The sequence below is a fragment of the Kitasatospora sp. NPDC088160 genome (assembly GCF_044741445.1).
In the GTDB taxonomy this organism is placed as follows: domain Bacteria; phylum Actinomycetota; class Actinomycetes; order Streptomycetales; family Streptomycetaceae; genus Kitasatospora.
In genome coordinates this window covers 26,778-45,897 of record NZ_JBIUSS010000016.1, presented here as the reverse complement: position 1 = coordinate 45,897, position 19,120 = coordinate 26,778, and the positions used below count along the sequence as shown (strand labels likewise).

General features: G+C 72.3%; 17 protein-coding genes and 2 CRISPR repeat arrays. Of the genes, 4 read left to right on the top strand and 13 right to left on the bottom strand.

All coding sequences use genetic code 11. The features are described 5' to 3' along the window. Positions 1 to 25 precede the first annotated feature (25 nt). Positions 26 to 769, bottom strand: coding sequence for a glycosyltransferase (locus ACIOGZ_RS24570; RefSeq protein WP_363583373.1), 744 nt, complete (start codon positions 767 to 769; stop codon positions 26 to 28). Further along, a complete protein-coding gene (locus ACIOGZ_RS24565; RefSeq protein ID WP_400987278.1) occupies positions 766 to 1,779 on the bottom strand; it encodes a 3-oxoacyl-ACP synthase III family protein in 1,014 nt (337 codons plus the stop codon). The genes ACIOGZ_RS24570 and ACIOGZ_RS24565 overlap by 4 nt, the downstream gene beginning before the upstream one ends. A 273-nt stretch (positions 1,780 to 2,052) precedes the next feature. On the opposite strand from ACIOGZ_RS24565, the gene ACIOGZ_RS24560 reads away from it, so the two are divergent. Next, positions 2,053 to 2,265 carry a cold-shock protein gene (locus ACIOGZ_RS24560; RefSeq protein WP_363583369.1) on the top strand — a complete coding sequence of 71 codons (213 nt, stop codon included), beginning with the start codon at positions 2,053 to 2,055 and terminating at the stop codon, positions 2,263 to 2,265. 165 nt (positions 2,266 to 2,430) lie between these two features. Here the strand turns inward: ACIOGZ_RS24560 and ACIOGZ_RS24555 are convergent, their stop codons facing one another. Further along, positions 2,431 to 3,489, bottom strand: coding sequence for an Lrp/AsnC family transcriptional regulator (locus tag ACIOGZ_RS24555; RefSeq protein ID WP_400808406.1), 1,059 nt, complete (start codon positions 3,487 to 3,489; stop codon positions 2,431 to 2,433). Between the two features lie 214 nt (positions 3,490 to 3,703). Between ACIOGZ_RS24555 and ACIOGZ_RS24550 the strand changes: the two genes are divergently transcribed. Beyond that, positions 3,704 to 5,143, top strand: a complete 1,440-nt coding sequence (locus ACIOGZ_RS24550; protein WP_363583365.1) for a UbiD family decarboxylase — start codon at positions 3,704 to 3,706, stop codon at positions 5,141 to 5,143. Between the two features lie 85 nt (positions 5,144 to 5,228). Continuing rightward, positions 5,229 to 5,855, top strand: a complete 627-nt coding sequence (locus ACIOGZ_RS24545; protein WP_400808409.1) for a UbiX family flavin prenyltransferase — start codon at positions 5,229 to 5,231, stop codon at positions 5,853 to 5,855. 86 nt (positions 5,856 to 5,941) lie between these two features. Here the strand turns inward: ACIOGZ_RS24545 and ACIOGZ_RS24540 are convergent, their stop codons facing one another. The 9 genes from ACIOGZ_RS24540 to cas3 all read right to left on the bottom strand — a co-directional run bounded on the left by ACIOGZ_RS24540 (position 5,942) and on the right by cas3 (position 16,395). After that, on the bottom strand, positions 5,942 to 6,331 hold the full coding sequence (locus tag ACIOGZ_RS24540; RefSeq protein WP_363378571.1) for a RidA family protein: 390 nt from the start codon (positions 6,329 to 6,331) through the stop codon (positions 5,942 to 5,944). Between the two features lie 71 nt (positions 6,332 to 6,402). Next, positions 6,403 to 6,732: a CRISPR direct-repeat array (repeat unit 28 nt; unit sequence GAGCAATCCCCGCGCGTGCGGGGCCGAT). Positions 6,733 to 6,750: 18 nt separating this feature from the next. After that, positions 6,751 to 7,029, bottom strand: coding sequence for a type I-E CRISPR-associated endoribonuclease Cas2e (cas2e, locus tag ACIOGZ_RS24535; protein ID WP_331744407.1), 279 nt, complete (start codon positions 7,027 to 7,029; stop codon positions 6,751 to 6,753). Then, complete coding sequence (gene cas1e, locus ACIOGZ_RS24530; protein ID WP_363629968.1) at positions 7,026 to 8,048, bottom strand: type I-E CRISPR-associated endonuclease Cas1e; 1,023 nt, start codon at positions 8,046 to 8,048, stop codon at positions 7,026 to 7,028. The genes cas2e and cas1e overlap by 4 nt, the downstream gene beginning before the upstream one ends. A 3-nt stretch (positions 8,049 to 8,051) precedes the next feature. After that, positions 8,052 to 8,828, bottom strand: coding sequence for a type I-E CRISPR-associated protein Cas6/Cse3/CasE (gene cas6e / locus ACIOGZ_RS24525; protein ID WP_400987275.1), 777 nt, complete (start codon positions 8,826 to 8,828; stop codon positions 8,052 to 8,054). 4 nt (positions 8,829 to 8,832) lie between these two features. After that, positions 8,833 to 9,729, bottom strand: coding sequence for a type I-E CRISPR-associated protein Cas5/CasD (gene cas5e, locus ACIOGZ_RS24520; protein WP_400987273.1), 897 nt, complete (start codon positions 9,727 to 9,729; stop codon positions 8,833 to 8,835). Then, positions 9,729 to 10,874, bottom strand: coding sequence for a type I-E CRISPR-associated protein Cas7/Cse4/CasC (gene cas7e, locus ACIOGZ_RS24515; RefSeq protein WP_400987271.1), 1,146 nt, complete (start codon positions 10,872 to 10,874; stop codon positions 9,729 to 9,731). Before cas7e ends, cas5e begins: the two co-directional genes overlap by 1 nt. Before the next feature lie 51 nt (positions 10,875 to 10,925). After that, complete coding sequence (gene casB / locus ACIOGZ_RS24510; RefSeq protein WP_400987269.1) at positions 10,926 to 11,564, bottom strand: type I-E CRISPR-associated protein Cse2/CasB; 639 nt, start codon at positions 11,562 to 11,564, stop codon at positions 10,926 to 10,928. After that, the gene (gene casA, locus ACIOGZ_RS24505; protein WP_400987267.1) at positions 11,554 to 13,266 is read right to left on the bottom strand and encodes a type I-E CRISPR-associated protein Cse1/CasA; all 1,713 of its coding nucleotides are present in this window, start codon (positions 13,264 to 13,266) and stop codon (positions 11,554 to 11,556) included. Before casA ends, casB begins: the two co-directional genes overlap by 11 nt. Before the next feature lie 225 nt (positions 13,267 to 13,491). Continuing rightward, positions 13,492 to 16,395, bottom strand: a complete 2,904-nt coding sequence (gene cas3 / locus ACIOGZ_RS24500; RefSeq protein WP_400987265.1) for a CRISPR-associated helicase Cas3' — start codon at positions 16,393 to 16,395, stop codon at positions 13,492 to 13,494. A gap of 171 nt (positions 16,396 to 16,566) precedes the next feature. Beyond that, a CRISPR array of direct repeats spans positions 16,567 to 18,487; the repeat unit is 29 nt; unit sequence GTCGGCCCCGCGCTCGCGGGGGTTGCTCC. Between the two features lie 4 nt (positions 18,488 to 18,491). Here cas3 and ACIOGZ_RS24495 point away from each other — a divergent pair. Next, on the top strand, positions 18,492 to 18,638 hold the full coding sequence (locus tag ACIOGZ_RS24495; protein ID WP_363629954.1) for a helix-turn-helix transcriptional regulator: 147 nt from the start codon (positions 18,492 to 18,494) through the stop codon (positions 18,636 to 18,638). Positions 18,639 to 18,668: 30 nt separating this feature from the next. Here the strand turns inward: ACIOGZ_RS24495 and ACIOGZ_RS24490 are convergent, their stop codons facing one another. Further along, entirely contained in the window at positions 18,669 to 18,962 is a 294-nt protein-coding gene (locus ACIOGZ_RS24490) for a DUF6087 family protein (RefSeq protein ID WP_363583347.1), read from the bottom strand. Between the last annotated feature and the right edge of the window lie 158 nt (positions 18,963 to 19,120).

The following is a 19,120-nucleotide window of genomic DNA, read 5'->3' as shown; positions in this document are numbered from 1 at the left end:
GGTGAGGAGCGAGGCGCGCGGGCTGTCAGCGCACGTCGACGGCGCGCGGCCCCGCGCCGCGCTCCAGGTACCAGCGCGCGGTGCCCACCACGCCGTACGCGCGGATGCGCCGGGTGGAGTTCTGCACCACCATGTCGCGGCGGCGCACCACCGCCGTGGTGTGCCGGCGGACCCTGTTGAGGAACGCCCGGTCGGTGGGTGAGGGCCGCCGGGGCATGCCGCCGACGGCGAGGTAGAGCTCGGCGGTGATCGCCATGTTGTTGCCCGCGTGCATCCGGTACGGGGTCAGGTAGCCGTGTCGGCGGCGGTGCGCGGGCCGGATCCGGCCGAAGAAGGCGCCGAGCGCGACCAGTGCCAGGAACACCGCGCGCCCGGCCGGGCCGTGCTCGTCGTGGCGGGCGGCGACCCGGCCGCAGACCAGCCCGCCGGAGGCGACCAGCCCTGCGCGGGCCGCGGCCGTCCAGCCCGGTTCGGGCAGGCAGTCGGCGTCGGTGCGGGCGAGCAGGGTGGCGCCGTGGGCGATGGCGTACCGGAAGGCGGTGTCCACCGCGGAGCCGACGCCCTTCTCCCGCTCGACCACCACCTCGACCGGGAACGGCGCGTGGGCGGCGAAGGCCCGTACCAGGGCGACGGTGCCGTCGGTGGAGCCGTTGTCGGCGACGAGCAGGGTGAAGTTACGGTCGCGCTGGCCGGTGAGGGCGCGCAGCACGCCCTCGATCCGGGCCTCCTCCTGGTAGGCGGGGACCACCACCCACAGGTCGGTCCTCACGAAGCCTCCCAGACCATGGTCATGAGGCTGACGCCACCGCCGAGACCGATCAGCAGCACCTTCTCGCCAGGCGCCAACGTGCCGCGTATTCGGTCGAGTTGCACGCCCAGCGTGGCACTGGCCACGTTGCCGAGTTCCGGCACGGTCAGGACCAGCTTCCCGGCCGGCACCCCGGTCAGCTCGACGAAGCGTTCCAGGTAGGGGACCGTCACCTGGTGCACCAGCACCCGGGCGTAGTCGTCCCAGCCGAGGCCGGTGCGGGCGGCGAGCCGGGCCAGGGCGGCGGGGCCGATCTCCTCGAAGATGCCGCGCAGTTCCTTGCCGCCGCCCCGGAAGTAGCTGTACTCGTCGCCGCGCGGGTGGCGGGAGCCGCCGCCGGGGATGCCGCCGGCCGGCCAGTGCTCGGAGGCCGTCTCCGTCCCGACGTCGAGGATGCCGCCCCGCTCCACGGCCTCGACGACGACGGCCGCCCCGGCGTCGCCGAAGGTGTAGCCGGCGAAGCCGTCCCGGAACTCCGCCGGGGAGGACGGCGTGCGGAGCATGGCCCGGCTGGGTGTCTCGCCGGTGACGACCAGGGCACGCCGGGCCCGGCCGGCCAGGATCATCGCGCGGGCCAGGTCGATTCCGTTGAGGAAGCTGTTGCAGGCGTTGCTGACGTCCAACGCGTGTGCACGGGTGCCGAGTTCGGCCTGCACGATGTGGGCGGTGGCGGGCTCGCACACGTCCCGGGTGGCGGAGGCGAACAGCAGCAGGTCCACGTCCTGCGGGCGCAGTGCACGGGCGGCGAGGGCGCGTCGGGCGGCGCCGACCGCCAGGGTGGAGGCGTACTCGCCGTCGGCGGCGAAGTGCCGGGTGCGGATGCCGGTCGCCTTCTCGAACATCCGCTCCGGCAGGGCGAGTCGGCCGCCGGCGGTGACCTCGTCCTGGAGCTGCTGGGAGGTGAGCCGGCGGGCCGGCAGGTGGGAGCCGACGGCGGTGATGCCGATCCTCGGTGTTGCTGCTGTGTGCATGCCCCCATGCTCCGGCGGCACGGCCGGGCCGACCTGAGTACGGGTACTCAGGCCGGCCCGCCGGGCTACCCGATCACGTCTGCGCAGATGGACGGTGGACGGTTGCCGGGACTCCGGCGCGTGCAGCACCCGTGGTGCCGTCACCGGTCCGGGTGGCTACTCGCCGCAGCGGCCGACCAACTTCGCGTTACAGCCCCGCCGAGACCCCGAGCCCTGTCATGATCGGCATGTTGCGTCTCGTAGATCCTCGATCCTCGGAAAACAGGAGTGGCTGTGGCAGAGCGGCAGAACGGCACGGTGAAGTGGTTCAACGACGAGAAGGGCTACGGCTTCATCACCCCGGAGTCCGGAGCGGACCTGTTCGTTCACTTCCGGGCGATCCAGGGAAGCGGCTTCAAGTCCCTGGTTGAGGGCCAGAAGGTGACCTTCGTGGCGGTCCAGGGCCAGAAGGGGCTCCAGGCCGACGAGGTCCAGGTGGTGGGGTAGTAGCAGTTCCTCCCCTTCCTCCCCCGGGCCCCGGTCCGAACGGGAGATGCGGGAGATGCGGGAGATCACGCCCTGGGCGGCCTCCGTTCGATCGGGGCCGCCCAAGCCGTTCTGAACGGCTGGCCGGCTCGCCGGGCGGTCAGCCGCCCGACGTCTCGACGGTCCTCAGCCGCGCCGGGTGCCGGCCGGCCGGTTGCGGTGGCGGCCGACGGTGCCGACGCGTTTGAGGGTCCGGACGATCGGGGCGGTCTCGACCGTGTCGATGCCCGGGAGGGCGCCGAGACGGTCGGTCAGGTAGTCGTACAGGTACTCGTCGTCGGGGCAGAGGACGGCGGCGAGGAGGTTGGTCCGCCCCGTGGTGGCGGCGGCGTAGGCGACTTCGGGGTGTTCCGCCAGGGCTGCGCCGACGGCGGCGAGGTGCGAGGGCCGCACCGACATCCAGATGGCGGTGGTGGTCGGGCTGCCCAGTAGCCGCTCGTCGACGTCCACGACGAAGAAGAGCGCTCCGGCCGCGCGCAGGTGGGCGATCCGGCGGCGCACCGTCGACTCGTGGCAGCGGGCCTCGGCGGCCAGCGCCGCGTACGTCGTACGGCCGTCGCGGGCCAGCGCGGCGAGCAGCGTGTGGTCGAGGTCGTTGAGCTCGGTGAGCCCGGTGGGCTCCAGCGACGGCGCCCAGGACGGCGACGACGGCCGGGCGTCGGAAGGCGGGAGCCTCGGGGGTGGGAAGGCAGGCGGCGGGAACGCGGGGGCGAGCGCGTCCCGCTGGTCCTGGTCCAGCGCGCAGGTCAGGGCGCCCCAGGTGGTCGGGCCGCCCTTGAACAGCCGCAGCACGCGCTGCGCGGTGATCGAGGTGACCCCCGGGAGCCGGTCGAGCAGTTGCACCGGCGCGTCCTGGGCGCGGTCGCGGTGCGCCACGAGATGGCAGATGATCTCGGTGGCGCCGGAGGCGAGCTGGACCCACCGCGTGTCCTCCCGCGCGGCCAGGGCCCGGGCCAGGCCGAGCGACGCGCCGGGGGCGGACTGCAGTCGCAGCGCCCACACGGTCTGCCCGACGGGCCGGGGGTTGAGCCGGCCGATGACGCGCAGCCCGGCGCTCTCGCGCAGCGCGGCGTAGCGGCGGGCGACGACCTGCTCGGAGACGCCCAGCACCGAGGCGATCCGGCGCAGGGGGGCGCGCCCGTCGATCTGCAGGGCGTGGATCAGCCGGAGATTGAGGGATTCCACGGATCCAGACCCTACCCGGGGCGGTATCCGGCACCTACGTCCGGACTCGTTGCGTCCGCTCGCGGCCGATCCGGATCATCGGTGCGCAGGCCGACGCGGCGCCTGTCCGCGCGGAACTGCGATCCCCGTGACGGCCGCGCCGAGGCTCGGCCGCCACCCGCGAGGAAGAGGAGGAGGGGAGATCCGGGCACACCACCCGGCTCCCCGACGACAGATGAGCACATTCCGTGATCTTCGGCATTACATCGACCACCTGACCGAGGCCCTCGGGAAGGACGAAGTCCTCCAGATCGACGGCGCCGACCGGGACCTGGACATCGGAGGCATCACCGAACTGCTGGCGGAGCGGGAAGGCCCCGCCCTGATGTTCGACAACATTCCGGGATTCCCCACGGGGTACCGGGTGTTCACCAACTTCATGGGGACGCCCGCCCGCACCGCGGTGGCGCTCGGGCTGCCGCACGACACCCCCAAGCTCGACATCGTGCGGGCCTGGAAGGACCTCAGCAAGCGGATCGAGCCCGTTCCCCCGGTGGAGGTCGCCACCGGCCCGGTCCTGGAGAACGTCCTGGTCGGCGAGGACGTGGACCTCGGGATCTTCCCCACCCCGCGCTGGCACGACAGGGACGGCGGCCGCTACATCGGCACCGCCTGCATGGTGATCACCCGCGACCCCGACAGCGGCTGGGTCAACGTCGGCACCTACCGGGCCTGCGTCCAGGGCCGCGACCGGCTGTCGCTGTGGATGCTCGGCAACCGGCACGCCAAGGCGATCGCCGAGAAGTACTGGGCGCGCGGCCAGACCTGCCCGATCGCCGTGGTGGTGGGCCAGGACCCGATCCTGTCGACCGCCGCCGCGATCGCCGCACCGTCCGGAATGTCGGAGTACGACCTGGCGGGCGGGCTGCGCGGGGAGGGCGTCGAGGTCCTGTACGCGCCGGGCAGCGAGCTTCCGATCCCGGCGCACGCCGAGATCGTGATCGAGGGCGAACTGCCGCCGGTCGAGGAGGAGTCCGTCCTGGAGGGCCCCTTCGGGGAGTGGACCGGCTACTACACGCACTCGGGCCAGGAGACCGTCGTCCGGGTCACCCGGATCCTGCACCGCGACGACCCGATCATCCTGGGCGCCCCGCCCATGCTGCCGACCATCCCGGCCGGCGACCAGGCCGTTCCGCTCTACTCGGCGTCGCTGACCTGGGACCACCTGGAAGCGTCCGGCGTGCAGAACGTCAAGGGCGTGTGGGCCTACGCCCGGCAGCTCCTGATGGTCGTCTCCATCGAGCAGACCGGCGCGGGGGACGCCATGCACGCGCTGCTGGCGGCGGCCGGGCGCAAGCGCACCGGCGGCATGGAACGGTACTTCGTCGTGGTCGACGAGGACATCGACATCACCGACATCAACCACGTCCTGTGGGCGATGTTCACCCGCGTCCACCCGACCGAGTCCATCCAGGTCCTGCGTGCGCCCACCACCGCCATCGACCCCCGGCTCGCACCCGACAGACTCGCCACCGGCGACCTGTCGATGGGCATCGTGCTCATCGACGCGTGCAAGCCGTTCGCGTGGAAGGACCGGTACCCGGCGGCCAACCGCGTCGACCAGGCCACCCGCGAGCGACTGCGCGAACGCTGGGCGGGCGTCCTGGCGCTGTAGCCCGCCGGGGGCGGTGAGGGAGCAGCGGCGCGCCCCCTCCCTCACCCTCCCCTCCGGCCCTTCCCCCCTACGCCAGGAGCACATTGTGTCCGCCACACCCCCCACCACACCCCCCGCCACCCGCCTCGTCATCGGAGTCACCGGCGCCACCGGCGCCCCGATCGCCGTCCGCCTGCTACAGGTCCTGCGCGAGGTACCGCAGGTGGAGACCCACCTCGTCCTGAGCACCTGGGCCCGCTCCACCATCGAGGTGGAGACGCCCTACAGCGCCCGGCGCTTCGCCGAACTCGCCGACGTTACACACAAGTTCGGCGACCTCGGCGCCACCATCTCCTCCGGCTCCTACCCGGTCGCGGGCATGGCCATCGTCCCGTGCAGCATGAAGACGCTCGCGGCCGTCCGGCACGGCATGGCCGACAACCTCATCGCCCGCGCAGCCGACGTCACCCTCAAAGAACGGCGCCCGCTGGTCCTTGTGCCCCGGGAGACACCCCTCAACGAGATCCACCTGGAGAACATGCTCGCGCTCTCCCGGATGGGCGTACGCATCGTCCCCCCGATGCCGGCCTTCTACGACATCCCGAACGGCATCGGCGACCTCGTCGACCACATCGTCATGCGCATCCTCGACCAGTTCGACCTCCCCGCAGGCACCGCCGACATCGCGGAACGCTGGCAGGGCCTGGCCGACACCCGCCGCCACCACCCCTAGCATCGCGCGGCACACCCCCCCGCTACGAAACACCACAGCGCTGGTCGCAGCCACCCACGTGTGGCCGCGACCAGCGCTCTTCGGAATCAGTCGAGGATGGCGTCGATCTCCACTTCAACGAGCCATTCGGGATCGATGAAACGTGAAACCTCAACGACGGTGCAGACCGGACGGACCGACGCGAACCGCTCCCCGTGCGCTCGCGCGGCCTCCTTCCAGCGCGTCACATCAGTGAGCATGAGACGGGTCCGCACAACGTCCCCCAACGACGCCCCCGCCTCCTTCAGCGCGGCCTCCGCAATGTCCAGACACCTGACAGTCTGGGCGTACACATCGCCCTTCCCCACCGTCGTCCCACCGTCCCCGATGGGAGCAGTCCCCGCGACTGCAACGTGTGACCCCTTGCGGACTGCCCGGGAAAAGCCGATCTGAGGTTCGAGAGGCGAGCCGGAACTGACTATCTGCCGATGATCCATCGCACCATGCTCCCAGAGCACCGCACATCTGAAAACAGGCCCTCCACCGGGCACTTCGCCCCTGAAGCAGCCCGTCCCCACGCGTGCGGGGCCGATAAGGTCGCTGGTCAGCCGGTGTCGGTATCGAACGAGCAATCCCCGCGCGTGCGGGGCCGATTCGCCGGTCTCCGGGTCGGCGGCCTTGCGGACCGAACAATCCCCGCGCGTACGGGGCCGATTCTCCGGCCTGCTCCTGCACGTACCCCTCGGGGGAGCAATCCCCGCGCGTGCGGGGCCGATCGCCTGCTGACCCTGGACGAGGTGCTGGGGGCGGAGCAATCCCCGCGCGTGCGGGGCCGATCCGATCCGAACGGCCCTGGACGACGTCAAGAGGGAGCAATCCCCGCGCGTGCGGGGCCGATGCTTCGTGACCTGCGGGTTTATCGGCGGGAGCGGGCTGAGAGGATCAGTCCGTCGAAGTCGACGGGCTTCCAGCGGTCCTTGCCGGCGGTGCGGACGGTCCAGCCCTGTTCGTTGGTGGCGGGTTCGACGAGGACGGCTTGGCCGTCGCCGATGCGGGTGGCGAGGAGGTCCCAGAGGCGGTCGCGGATGCGGCGGCTGGGGGTGCCGACGAAGACGCCGGCGTTGACTTCGACCATCCAGCGGGTGAGGTGGCCGCGCAGGCCTTCGGGGGCGGCGATGAGGATGATGACGGTCATGGGCTGTCCGTGTTCTGGGTGAACTCCGGGCCGATGATGGCCAGGTGTTCGTCTCCCATGCCCGGGTCGGAGACTGGGGGCGTCGGTGTGCCTTCCGTCCCGGACCAGTTGACGCCGCCCTGGACCGTGCCGACGCGTTCGTCCCAGAGTTCGTTGACCTCGAGGTCCGGCATGTCGGTGCCGTCCGGGCTGAGGAGGGCCTTGACGTCGTGGACGATGCGGCCGAGCAGCTTGTCCTGGGCGATGCGGTCGCGCAGGCCGAGCCGGGCGTCGCGTTCCTCGGCGTGGCCCTGCTTGGCGAGGTCGAAGGCGAGGGGGATGGTGTATTCGGCCTTGTAGAGGTCCGCGATGTCGAGGACGAACGAGGTCGCCAGGCCGGTGTGGACGAAGCCGAGGCCGGGGCTGGCGCCCAGGCCGGTGATGACCGCGTGGCAGATCCCGTAGAGGGCCGCGTTGCCGGCCGACAGGAGGCGGTTGAGGTCGTCGCCGGCGGCGTAGGCGTCGCCCGCCTTGTAGACCCGGCCGTTCCAGGGGACGCCGGTGCGCCGGGACTCGGCCTGGTAGAGCTTGCGGATACGGGCGCCCTCGCGGCCGCGCAGTTGCTGCATGGTGGCGGCGCTGACGTCCTCGCCGGGAAAGCGCATGCGGTACATGGTCCGGGCGACGGCGAGGCGTTCCTTGGTGCGGCTGACCAGCCAGGCCTGCCGGTTGAGGAGGGCCGCGCCACGGCTGGGGCCGAGTCCTGCCGCGTACATCCGCACGCCCTGCTCGCCGACCCAGCACACGGTGGTGCCGGAGTCGGCGAGCAGGTTGACGGCGCCGTGGGTGATGCGGGTGCCCGGGCCGAGGAGCATCACGGCGACCATGGCGGCCGGGACCCGGACGGTCTCGCGCTTGTTGATGACGACGACGGCGTTCTCGTCGCGGTCGATGTGGCTGCGCTCGACGTAGACGCTGGAGACGCGGTCGGCGAGGCGGTGCAGGTCGTGGGGGTGGGCTTTCCACCAGATGTCGGCCATCGGTCAGTGGTGTCCGGTCGACAGCGGGGCGAGGGTGAGCAGACCGCAGCCGTAGGCCTTGGAGGGGCCGATGCCGCCGAGGAGGGCGGTCTGGAGGAGGCCTGGGTCGGTGATGCGCAGCCGGCCTTCGAAGGTGGCGGTGGTGAGGGTGACCGGGGTGCGGGTGCCGGGCTTGGTGAAGGTGCTGCGGCTGCGGTCGGTGATCCGGGCCTCCCGCGCGGGCTGCTGCGCCTCTGCGGGGGTGTCCGGGGCCGACGGTTCGAGGCCCGGTGCCGCGCTGTCGGTGCGGGCTTCGGGGATGGTGAAGCCCCAGCGCTGGGTGCGTTCGAGGAACCAGGTGAGCTGCTGGGCGGCGGTGCGGTGGGCCATGCGGTAGGAGCGGTGGTGGAGTTCGGCGGCGGTCTTGGTGCGGTGGGGGCTCGTCTTGGCGGGCTTGGAGGTGTTCTGGACGGGGCTGGCCTTGAGGCGGAAGGCGAACTCGCGGCCGACGGCGAGCTGGGCGAGCAGCGGGCTGTAGTCGCGGACCGCGTAGTGCTCGCCTTCGGCGTCGGGCCAGCCCGCCTGTTCGACGATGTGGGTCCAGTCGGGTTTGGAGGGGGTGAGGACCAGCAGCATGGGGCGGCGCGGGTGGTCGGTGTCGAGGCGCCACAGGATCCGGTCGCCGGGGGCGATGTCGGGGACACCGGCTGTGACGGCGCCGTGCAGGGCGCGGGGGTTGGCGAGCAGGGTGCGGCTGGCGGCGCGCAGGGGGTTGATGCGGACGCGGGAGAGGTAGGTCATCTGGTCACCAGCCCAGCAGGGCGAACGGGTCGTGGCCGCCGGCCGCAGTGGCCGGTTGGGCGGTCGTGGTGGGCGGGGTGGACGCGGCAGACAGGGCGGACGGGGCGAGGCCGGTGGGGACGTTGAGCCAGGCGTGGCGGATCCGCCGGGTGGTGAAGCCGCGTTCGCGGGGCGCGAAGGAGCGCGGGACGTCCTGCGAGGTGTCGTCGCCGGCCGGGTCGTCGAAGGTCGCGGCCAGGTCGATCCGGTGCGGCGAGAACGGATCCGGACCGCGTTCGGCCCGGCGGCGGTAGGCGGCCTTGACGGCGGTGCCCGCCTGCCAGGGCTCGTCCGCCAGCACGTCCTCCAGGGCTCCGGTGCGCACGGCGCCGAGGGCGATCGGCTGGGTGGGGACGCAGGAGCGGCGGCCGAGGGCGAGCGGGAAGGCGGGGCGGCGGATCGCCTCGGCGAGCGTCGCGACGAGGCCGGCCGGACCCTGGACGGCGGCGACGAACACCGCGTCCTGGAGGTAGTAGCGGTGGGTGACGTGGGTGTCCTTGGCCGGGGAGGTCGGCTTCTGGATGCCCTTGGCGTTGACGCCGCTCTGCGGCAGCGGGCGGCCCCGGTAGTCGCTGACGGTGTGGTAGTCGCGCAGCAGCGTGCCGGTCTGGTCGATGCGCACGCCCAGGCGCAGGCCGACCAGGCCGGTGATGTCCGCTTCGCGGGGGAGTCCGGCGGCGGCGGCGAGCAGGCCGACGACGCCGGACTTGGTCGGCTGGGGCGGGGTGTCGCGGCGGTTGAAGGCGCTGCGGTCACCCCAGGACTGGAGCGGCCCGGCCAGGCGCAGGACGAGGACCGCCTGGTCCTCCGCCTGCTCCGGGGCCGGTGCGGGGGTGGTGGTGGGGGTCGGGTCGGCGGGCATCAGTTGTCGTTCACCCGCTCGGTGAGGGCGGTGCGCAGGCCGTCGCGCAGCTCGGTGAAGGTGCGGTTCGCGCCGAAGGCCTCCGCCAGCTGCTGCACGGGCTCGTCGACGCCGGTGTCCGCGCCGAGGGTGTGGCAGATGCCGACGTACAGCGGGCTGTCTCCCCACTGCTCGGTGGCGGTGGCGAACTCCACGGCGAGGCGGCGCGCGGACTCGGCGACGATGCCCCGGCTCGCCGGGACGGGGTTCTCGTAGGCGGACACGAGGTTCACGGGCTGGTCGGCGCGCACGACGACGGCCACCAGGCTGGGGCGGGTGCGGTGCGCGAAGGAGTTGCCGTAGCCGGTGGGCATGGACCGGGCGAAGGAGTCGACGAACAGGTCGACGGCGTCGACGGCGGCCTTGTCGTCGCCGAGGTTGCCGCGCAGCTGGTGCAGGCCCACGGTCGCGTAGCGGTAGAGGGTGGCGGAGTTGAAGCCGATGGTGCCGATCATGCCGGCGCCGGTCTCGTCGGCGGTGTTCTCGTCGTCGACGGCCGTGTAGTAGTCGAACTCGAGTTCGGTGGCATGGGTGGAGATCGCGTGCGCCACCTGGGTGGCGGCGTCGACGTTCAGGCCGGGGATGTCGGCGACCATCCGGCCGAAGAGCGCGACGTCGGCCGGGTGGCCGCTCTGCAGCTGCTCCTTGACCGGCAGGGCCTTGACGGCCTCGTCGAGGGCCTTGGCGTCGAGGGCGGCGAGGGCGGCGGCGGTGTCGGCGACCAGGTCGACGATGCCGTCCAGCTGGCGGCGCCCGTAGAAGAGCAGGTAGGCGGTGTCGCCCTCCTTCTTGCCGGCGGAGATCCCGGTCGACTTGATCAGGGCGTCGGCGATCCGCTGCGCGTCCTCGGCCTCGATGCCGGTGCGCTCGGTGATGCCCTTGGCGAGCTGGGCGGCGATCCGCTTGGTGCGGGTGGCGAGGTCCTGCCGGTCGCGGCTCTCGGCGAAGTGGATGCGGGTGGCACGCTTCCAGGCCTGGGAGGAGACGCGCGAGCGGCGCTTGCCGCCGAAGTACGCCTCCTTGGGGTTGCCGTTGTCGTCCCGGTTGAGGTTGGCCGGCGGGACGGTCTGCAGGATGTGGACGTCGATGTAGAGGCGGGCGGTCATGCGCTTCTCCTCGGGGGTGGTGGTGCCGGCGACGGGTGCGGCGGGGGGTGATCAGCTGTCGGCGGGCGTCTTGTCCTTCCACGCCTGGTAGCCGATCGCCCACTTGAGGCGGACCTGCGGGCGCCGGTCGGTGCTGTGCCAGGCCTGGATGTCGGCCATCAGGTGGCTGTAGTCCAACGGCTGTGTGATGGAACGCAGTTGGGTGATCAGGCCACGTAGGTGGACCAGCAGCGCGGACACGCTGGTGGCGCCCGCGAGTTGCGCGACCCGGGTGTCGAGCGCCTCCTCGCTGACCTTGCCGCTCCGGCGCAGCACTCGCAGCGCCTCCCCGAGCTTGACGCCACGGCGGTGCATCGGCTTGGACTGGCTCTGCTGGTGCAGGCCGTAGAGGGCCAGCGCGGCGTGCTCGGCCTTCTGCTCGTCGGAGACCTCGTCGCGCAGCGCGAGGACGTCGTTGACCTCGCAGCTGTAGAGCGGCCACATCTTGGGGCTGTCCATGACGGGGCGCCCGAGGCCGGAGCGCAGGGCCGCCAGGTCCTCGCCGGGCGGCCGGCGTGGTTGCTTGGTGCGGGGGTCGTACCGCCAGTTGTGGTCGGGGCCGGTGAACTCGTCCCAGTACCGGCGCCGTCGGGCGGCGGCGTTCCCAGTCGCAGCGGTGTGCTCAGCGGCGGCGGTGTGCTCAGTCGTCAAAGTCCGCTCCGGGGTCGTGGTCGAGGGCGGGGCCGGTCTCGGTCGCCCGCGCGGCGGCCGCTTCCCGTAGGGCATCGGCGTACCGGGGAAGGATCTCGTCGAGTCGGCGCCGGAAGTTGGCGCCCGCGGTGCCGAGCCTGTAGGTCTGCGTCTTGCCCGCCTTGCCGCCCTGGCTGATCGTGCGGCCGCCGAAGGTGGTGGCGGGTGCGGCCAGCAGGAGCGTGTTCGCCAGGTCCCACGCCTGGCGGTGGGCGAGTTGTTCCCATGCGAGCCGGCCCCGCTCCAGAGCCTCATCGTCTGCGCCGGCGGTGCAGACGCCGGCGAGCAGGCGGCGCACCAGGGGGTCGAGGGTGTGAAGGAGGAGTTCGCCCGGTCGCTGGCCCTTGTCCCACGGGATGGGGTCCGTTCCAGCGGCCCGGCGCAGGTCGGCGGAGAGGTTGCTGACGGCCTGGGCGAGTCGTTCCGCCTGCTCGGCGACGTCCAGGAGGAGCAGTTGGGCCTCGCTGTCCTGCTGGAGGGCGAGCAGCGGCAGGGGGATGGCGTCGTGGATGACGTCCTCGACGATCGCGGACTGGGTGCCGTAGACCATGCCGAAGGTCTCGACCTGGAGCGGGTAGTCGGCGGGGAGTTGGTCGTCCTCTTGCAGGGCGCTGATCTGGTCGAGCAGGATGCTGGTCTCGAAGCCGCCGTCGGGGCCCTGGCGAGTGGGCGTGAGAAGGGCCTCCAGACCGCGCCAGGCGGCCTTGCCCTGGGTGTGGCGGCGCGGCCTGCGCTCGGGCAGGGCGGAGGCGGACTTCTTGGCGGGGGCGGTGAAGGTCCAGGCGGTGTGGGGCTCCTGCTCGGGCATGGGCGTCAGCCGGTCCCCCGCGCTGATGACGACCCGGGCCACCTTCAGCTGCCCGGCCTCGTCCTGGTGCGGGATGAGGCGGATCCGCCGGGCCTGCCAGGTCCACAGGTCGAGGAGGCCTTCGGCCGCGCGGGGCTGCCAGGCGGGGCCGTGCGGGGCGCGTTTCCACTGCGGGAGGCCGAGGTTGTCGGGCGGGGTGAGCGGAAGGTTCAGCAGGAGGGTCTCGTACAGGGTGCGCCCGGTGGGGATGATGACGCCGAGCTGGCCGAGCGGGCCGGTGGGGTTCCCGGTCGTCTTGCCCGCCTTGACCTGGTCATCACCGACGACGCCGGTCTTGATCGCCGCGGTGTCCCAGCAGTGGGCGTGCACGAGCCAGTGGGCGGCCTGCGCCGGCGTCAGGTCGAGCGGATCCGCGTCGGTACGGGTGCCGAACAGCGGGACGTTGTTGCCGCTCGCCGCGGTCGCCACCAGGGCGGCGGAGCCCTTCGTCTCGTCCTTGGCGGTGCGCAGCCCGGCGACCTGCCCGAACGGGGCGGCGGGGTCGAAGAGGTCGAACTTCGCGTGGTGATCGGAGAGGTAGGTCTCCAGGCTGCCCAGCTCGCCCTTCGTGAATCCGCCCCGGGTGAGCCGCTCACCCTTCTCCCCGGGGTTCCGGGGCGCGCCGGTGGCGTCGGCGACGACGGGCAGCAGGACCTGGCGCAGGACGGCCGGCAGCTGGGTGGAGAACTCCACGACGAGGCCCTCGAACTCGTGGGCCCGGGCCAGGGCCTCAGCGATCCCCACCTGCACGGGGGGCCCGCCACCGACGGGTCGTACCGTCAGCCACGGTTCCTCGACAAGGTTGTACCCAGGCATGCGCTGATCTCCCAACTAGCCATGTTTAGCTTGTTGCTGATGCATCGTGGCACCGGCGGATGCCTGTTGTGGGGTGAATGCTTGAATTGCCCCCGGCCCCGCGGCTTCGGTGCGCGGGGATGGCCCGTGGCCGTGTTTTCCGGCCCAGGTCGGCCGCAAGTCGGCCCCGCGGTCGCGGGGTTGAGGGGGCGCGGGGTTGAGGGGGTGGGTCGACGCCTGTTCGACTCACCCCCTCGCCTTTATCGGTACTGGGGCGCGCTGGGGCCCTCCGATCACCACGAGGCCGAGCAGGTCGTCGTAGCGCAGCTGGAAGTCACCGAGGGCTGCTTCGCCGTGCTCGTCGAGTTCGAGGGCCAGGCTGTATCGCAGCCATGGATGGTCGCGCCAGCCCGACAGCGGACCGAGCGCCTGCTCGGCAGTCTTTGTCAGTTTGGTGGGCAGGCGCACCGTCCCGGAGAGCACGTCGTCCACCATCTCGGCCGCGACCGTCCCGTTGGGGCCGATCTTACGGCCCGTCATCGCGTGGAAGTCTTCCCCGGTGCGGCGCACCAGCACGACCTCCACACTCCGGTCCCCGTCCCGGACGAGTGCCTCGAACTGTCCCTCTGTCAGCGTGCCGTGGGCTCCGTAGTGCAGACCGGCCAGAGTCTGCGAACCGTGCTCCCCGGCGCGGGTCAGGACGTACTGGGCGGCTTCCTCGCGGCGTTTGGCCTGCCGTTCCTCCCAGTCCTGCCGGGCCTGCGCCTCGGCCTCGCCCCACTCCGCCGGGACGACGGGGTCGGTACCGTAGACCCGGGCGACCAGCTCCGGCACCTGGCCGGGGATGCTCCACGCGCCTCCGTCGGCCTTCGCCGTCCGCTCGACCTCGACGGCCGTGCGCAGCAGAAGGTAGCGGCCGTAGATCCCCTCGGAGTCGCGCAGGATCTGCGGCGCGCCGTCGTCGTCGAAGTGCACGCCGGTGACGGCGACGGTGGGCCGGGACAGCCGGCGGGGGCGCTGCGCGCCGTCGTGGCGGTGGAGGCGTCCGATGCGCTGGAGGAGCAGGTCCATCGGAGCGAGGTCGGTGATCAACAGATCGGCGTCGACGTCGAAGGACTGCTCCGCGAGCTGGGTCGCGACGACGATCATCCTGCCGGGACGCCCGGATCCCGCGGCCGGCGGTCCGAGGAGCTTCAGCACCTCCTGCGTACGGTCCGCCCGGTGGCCGGCGTGCAGGCGCCCGTGCAGGAGCCGGACATCAGCGCCGAACTCCTTGTGAAGGGCCTCGAACGCGGACTGGGCGCGGGCCACGGTGTTCCGGATGACCAGGACGCACCCACCGTCGACCAGCCGCTCCCTCAGATAGTCGACCACGGCGGCATCCTGCGCGACTTGGGCGTCGGTCCGCGTCGGCTGCTCGTCGAGCACCTCGACCCGCACCTGAAGGTCCTCACGCCAGGACGCGGTGCCCTCCACCAGCACTTCCGGCTGCCCGTCCGGCCCCGCCCAGGCCGCCGTGACGCTCGGATAGCCCTCCGGCTCGGGAAGCTCCAGGGCCGCCGAGACCTCCGCCGACTGCGTACCGGCCAGGTAGGCGGCGACCAGGCGACGCCTCTGCTCCGGCGGCAGCGTCGCCGACAACAGCACCACCGGCACGCCGGCCTGCCCGAGCCACCACAGGCCCTCCAGCAGGAACTGCGACATGTAGACGTCGGCGGCGTGGACCTCGTCGAGGATCACGACCTTGCCCACCAGCCCGGCCATCCGCAGCATCACGTGCTTGGTACGGGTGGCGGCGTAGAGGAGCTGGTCGATGGTGCCGACCGCGAACGGGCTCAGCAGACCACGGCGACGCCCGAGGAACCACTCGGCGGGGGCCCTGCGCTCCCCGTCCACACAACCGTCGAAGCAGTCGGTCTGCATGCCGAACTCGTCTTCTCCCACCGACGAGAAGGGGTCGTCGGCGTCCTGCCCCCACTCCCCCGCGCCCTCCAGCAGGCCGCGCCACTCCTTGTTGAACATCCGCTTGCCATGCAGCAGCGCGACCTGGCCCTCCAGCCCATCGCCGACCTCGCGCAGCCACGACCGGACCTGGGTGAACATCGGGTCCGCCGTCGCCTGGGTCGGCATGCCCAGGAACACCCCGTCCGCACCGTGACGCGCTGCCATCAGCTCGGCCGCCGCCAGAGCCGCCTTCGTCTTCCCCTCCCCCATCGGCGCCTCGACGATCACCAGACCGGGCCCGCCCATCCGACGCACCACGTCGAGGACCAACTCCTGCGAGGGCCTGGTCCCGTGGCCGAACCGGTCCCGAAACGTCTCCGGGCCGGGCGCCGCCAACGCTCCCCATCCACCGCGCAGTTCGAGCCTCGACCACGCCGCCGCAGCCCGCTGCCGCGCTTGATGCAACGTCACCTTCGCCAGGTCGGACACACCCGTGAAGTGCCGCTCGTCGCTGGCGATCCAGTCCGCCATCACCACGAAGCCGGACAGCTGGAGCTGCGCCGCACGGCTCGGCACCAGCACCGGCTCCGCCGCGGCCAGCGGCGACTTCCCCTCATAGCCGAGCTCCCGCGAGAACACCTCCACCAGCGCCGACTGCGCGAGCTTCCAGGGCCGGCTGCTGCCTTGCAGCTTTTCGTTCTTCTTCGGCGGGCTCAGCTGCCCCAACGTCGGAATCAGCCCGTGGTGGCCGGCGACCAGCGGCCAGACCCAGCCGACCTGTTCCTCGCTCCACTTCGCGTCAGTGAGCAGCGCCCTCAGCACCCGGGCACCGGCTTTGTCATGCCGCCAAGACGAGCCCTTCACCGCGTACTTGTCCCAGGTAAGCCCCGCTTGACGGACCGCAGCCTCACCAGCGGCGTCGAGATGCTGAAACACCGGGGTGGCCTTGCCACAGTCATGAATCCCGCACAACCAGGCGAACAGACGCCGCCCCTTACCCGTGCCCCCCGCGAGAGCGTCCAGACGCCACCGCGTCACCGGCGGCAGGTAGCGGTCCCAGAGGATCTCTGCCACCGCCGCAGTGTCCAGCATGTGCGACAGCAGGAGATTGGCCGTTCCCCCGGCCCGCCCGGCCGACTTACCCCACAGCGCACCCAGCCAGCCCCTGACCTCGGGCGGGTACCACTGCCAACGGTCCTCAACCATCGCCTCAACCTCCACACGCAGGTACGCTTCGAGAGCCTAGGACACCCCACTGACAACTCACCTCGGAGCAAAGAAATATGACGGTCATACATCAGCTCCCCTCCGGGCCGTCATCCGGTCGAACTGAATCAATCAGGCCCCTCGGCCGCTAATCACCGCAGGTCAGAAAGTGTCGGCCCCGCGCTCGCGGGGGTTGCTCCCGGTGAGTGGGCTCGCTGGTCACCGGGTTCGGGTCGGCCCCGCGCTCGCGGGGGTTGCTCCCGCTCGGCGAACCGGAGCTGACCGCGGTGCTGGTCGGCCCCGCGCTCGCGGGGGTTGTTCCGCCGTCCTCGCCTGGAAGCTCCAGCACCCGGGGTCGGCCCCGCGCTCGCGGGGGTTGCTCCCAGCCGAAGGAGCCCGTGCTGCTGGTCGATGAGTCGGCCCCGCGCTCGCGGGGGTTGCTCCCCACCTCTCCCCGCCCCTGCCGGACCGGCCGCGTCGGCCCCGCGCTCGCGGGGGTTGCTCCATGAGGCCCGTCAAGCCCGACAGGCACAAGTCGTCGGCCCCGCGCTCGCGGGGGTTGCTCCTGGCGGTGCCGCTGGAGGGCGGAGAGCACCTCGTCGGCCCCGCGCTCGCGGGGGTTGCTCGGGTGTGATGACCGTGATCATGGTCGGCCGAAGGTCGGCCCCGCGCTCGCGGGGGTTGCTCCCAGGTCAGCAGCAACGTCACCGCATAGTCGGAGTCGGCCCCGCGCTCGCGGGGGTTGCTCCAGTCGACCCACTCGGGAGGATGACCGCATGACGTCGGCCCCGCGCTCGCGGGGGTTGCTCGGGCAAGGACCGGTTTGGCGCGCTCTACGGCACGTCGGCCCCGCGCTCGCGGGGGTTGCTCCGAGGGCGACCTCGCGCCGTTCAACCCGCGCGAGTCGGCCCCGCGCTCGCGGGGGTTGCTCCGACCTGACGTACGGGGAGTCACAGGCAGAGGCGTCGGCCCCGCGCTCACGGGGGTTGCTCCTCCCCCGGCTCCACACCATCGTCGCCACCTGCGTCGGCCCCGCGCTCGCGGGGGTTGCTCTGTGTTGCAGGATCCCGCCGGGGACCGAGACTTGTCGGCCCCGCGCTCGCGGGGGTTGCTCCCCGGTCACCTCCGGCGGCACCGGACCGCCGTGGTCGGCCCCGCGCTCGCGGGGGTTGCTCCCTGTGGGAGCTCTACGGGCCCGGAGTGGAGCAGTCGGCCCCATGCTCGCGGGGGTTGCTCCACGGTTCGTTCGGGCCTGAACGTGCTGGTGACGTCGGCCCCGCGCTCGCGGGGGTTGCTCCTGCGCCCCGCAATCGGGGGCGGAGGCCACTCCGTCGGCCCCGCGCTCGCGGGGGTTGCTCCACGGCGCGGCCCCATTCTGGGTCCGCTACCACGTCGGCCCGGCGCTCGCGGGGGTTGCTCCAGGGAGACCGAGTTGAACCCCACCACCTACCAGTCGGCCCCGCGCTCGCGGGGGTTGCTCCGGTGCGTCCGCGTGCCCGCAGTGCGGCCGGATGTCGGCCCCGCGCTCGCGGGGGTTGCTCCCGCGAGGGCCGATGCGGCGAGCAGCAGGCGGGGTCGGCCCCGCGCTCGCGGGGGTTGCTCGCGTTGGGATCGGTGGACGCCGTACCCGTGGCAGTCGGCCCCGCGCTCGAGGGGGTTGCTCCGTGCGGTCGTACTCCACCAGCGCCAGCAGTTGGTCGGCCCCGCGCTCGCGGGGGTTGCTCCGGGTGGGTCAGCAGCTTGAGCAGCCGGGAGTAGGGCGGCCCCGCGCTCGCGGGGGTTGCTCCCGGCTGCCACTTGCGTGCGCGGGTGGCGTACGGTCGGCCCCGCGCTCGCGGGGGTTGCTCCCTGAGCCGCGCAGGCCTCGCCCCGTGGACCATGTCGGCCCCGCGCTCGCGGGGGTTGCTCCAGCTCGGTGTCGCTGCCCCAGCATTCAGCGCCGTCGGCCCCGAGCTCGCGGGGGTTGCTCCCCGCCGCCGTCGGAGTAGGCAGCGAGCCAGCCGTCGGCCCCGCGCTCGCGGGGATTGCTCCCGGCAACTCGCGGAGACCCGGGCTCAGCTGGCGTCGACCCCGCGCTCACGGGGGCTCCCCCGTGTGTGCCCATAGAGACGCAGCAGGCCGGACTGGACAGGCGGACCGTCGGCCGGTTCGAGAACGGGCCCGTGCCGCCCACGCTCGACAAGTTCAGCGCGATCGCCCGTGCGATCGGGGTGCCGCTCCGGCGACTGCTCCGTGATGGATGACGCTGACCGGCCGCACCGTGGTACGGCCGGTCAGGGCTTGCGATGCTTCCCCGCCGGCTTCTTCGGAGGTCGAGCCGAAGACATCGGAATCACCCCGTCGCCGTCGATGCCGTGCAGGAGGCGCTGTGCGGCAGCGTAGTTCGGCGCGATCGTCTCCGGTACCCACTGGTAGCCGTCCCAGCAGGAGATGAGTCGAGGTGCGTCCTGGTACAGGTGGGCCGGTGCGGTCTCGTGGCCGATGGTCGCGGCCTTGAGTTCGCCGACCGGCCGACGCCGCGCGTCCCGCCGCGCTGCCCACTGCCCCAGGGGTTCGTCCTCGTCCATCTGGTCCTCCTCCGCGACGGGGCAGCCCAGAGTACCGGCAGTCAGCCGGGGAGGAGCCAGCTCGGGCCGCTCGGATCCCCGATCCAGACCCGCTGGTCCTCGCCGCTCACCATGAGGCCGAACGCGGCCTGTCCCGGGCTACCGACCTTCTCCCAGCG

What these genes read in the sequence shown, in the direction of transcription:
- cas1e (WP_363629968.1), bottom strand. Translation starts at nt 8,048, where the DNA reads ATGGCCGACATCTGGTGGAAAGCCCACCCCCACGACCTGCACCGCCTC.
- ACIOGZ_RS24550 (WP_363583365.1), top strand. Translation starts at nt 3,704, where the DNA reads ATGAGCACATTCCGTGATCTTCGGCATTACATCGACCACCTGACCGAG.
- ACIOGZ_RS24490 (WP_363583347.1), bottom strand. Translation starts at nt 18,962, where the DNA reads ATGGACGAGGACGAACCCCTGGGGCAGTGGGCAGCGCGGCGGGACGCG.
- cas3 (WP_400987265.1), bottom strand. Translation starts at nt 16,395, where the DNA reads ATGGTTGAGGACCGTTGGCAGTGGTACCCGCCCGAGGTCAGGGGCTGG.
- cas2e (WP_331744407.1), bottom strand. Translation starts at nt 7,029, where the DNA reads ATGACCGTCATCATCCTCATCGCCGCCCCCGAAGGCCTGCGCGGCCAC.
- cas7e (WP_400987271.1), bottom strand. Translation starts at nt 10,874, where the DNA reads ATGACCGCCCGCCTCTACATCGACGTCCACATCCTGCAGACCGTCCCG.
- ACIOGZ_RS24540 (WP_363378571.1), bottom strand. Translation starts at nt 6,331, where the DNA reads ATGGATCATCGGCAGATAGTCAGTTCCGGCTCGCCTCTCGAACCTCAG.
- ACIOGZ_RS24565 (WP_400987278.1), bottom strand. Translation starts at nt 1,779, where the DNA reads ATGCACACAGCAGCAACACCGAGGATCGGCATCACCGCCGTCGGCTCC.
- casA (WP_400987267.1), bottom strand. Translation starts at nt 13,266, where the DNA reads ATGCCTGGGTACAACCTTGTCGAGGAACCGTGGCTGACGGTACGACCC.
- cas5e (WP_400987273.1), bottom strand. Translation starts at nt 9,729, where the DNA reads ATGCCCGCCGACCCGACCCCCACCACCACCCCCGCACCGGCCCCGGAG.
- cas6e (WP_400987275.1), bottom strand. Translation starts at nt 8,828, where the DNA reads ATGACCTACCTCTCCCGCGTCCGCATCAACCCCCTGCGCGCCGCCAGC.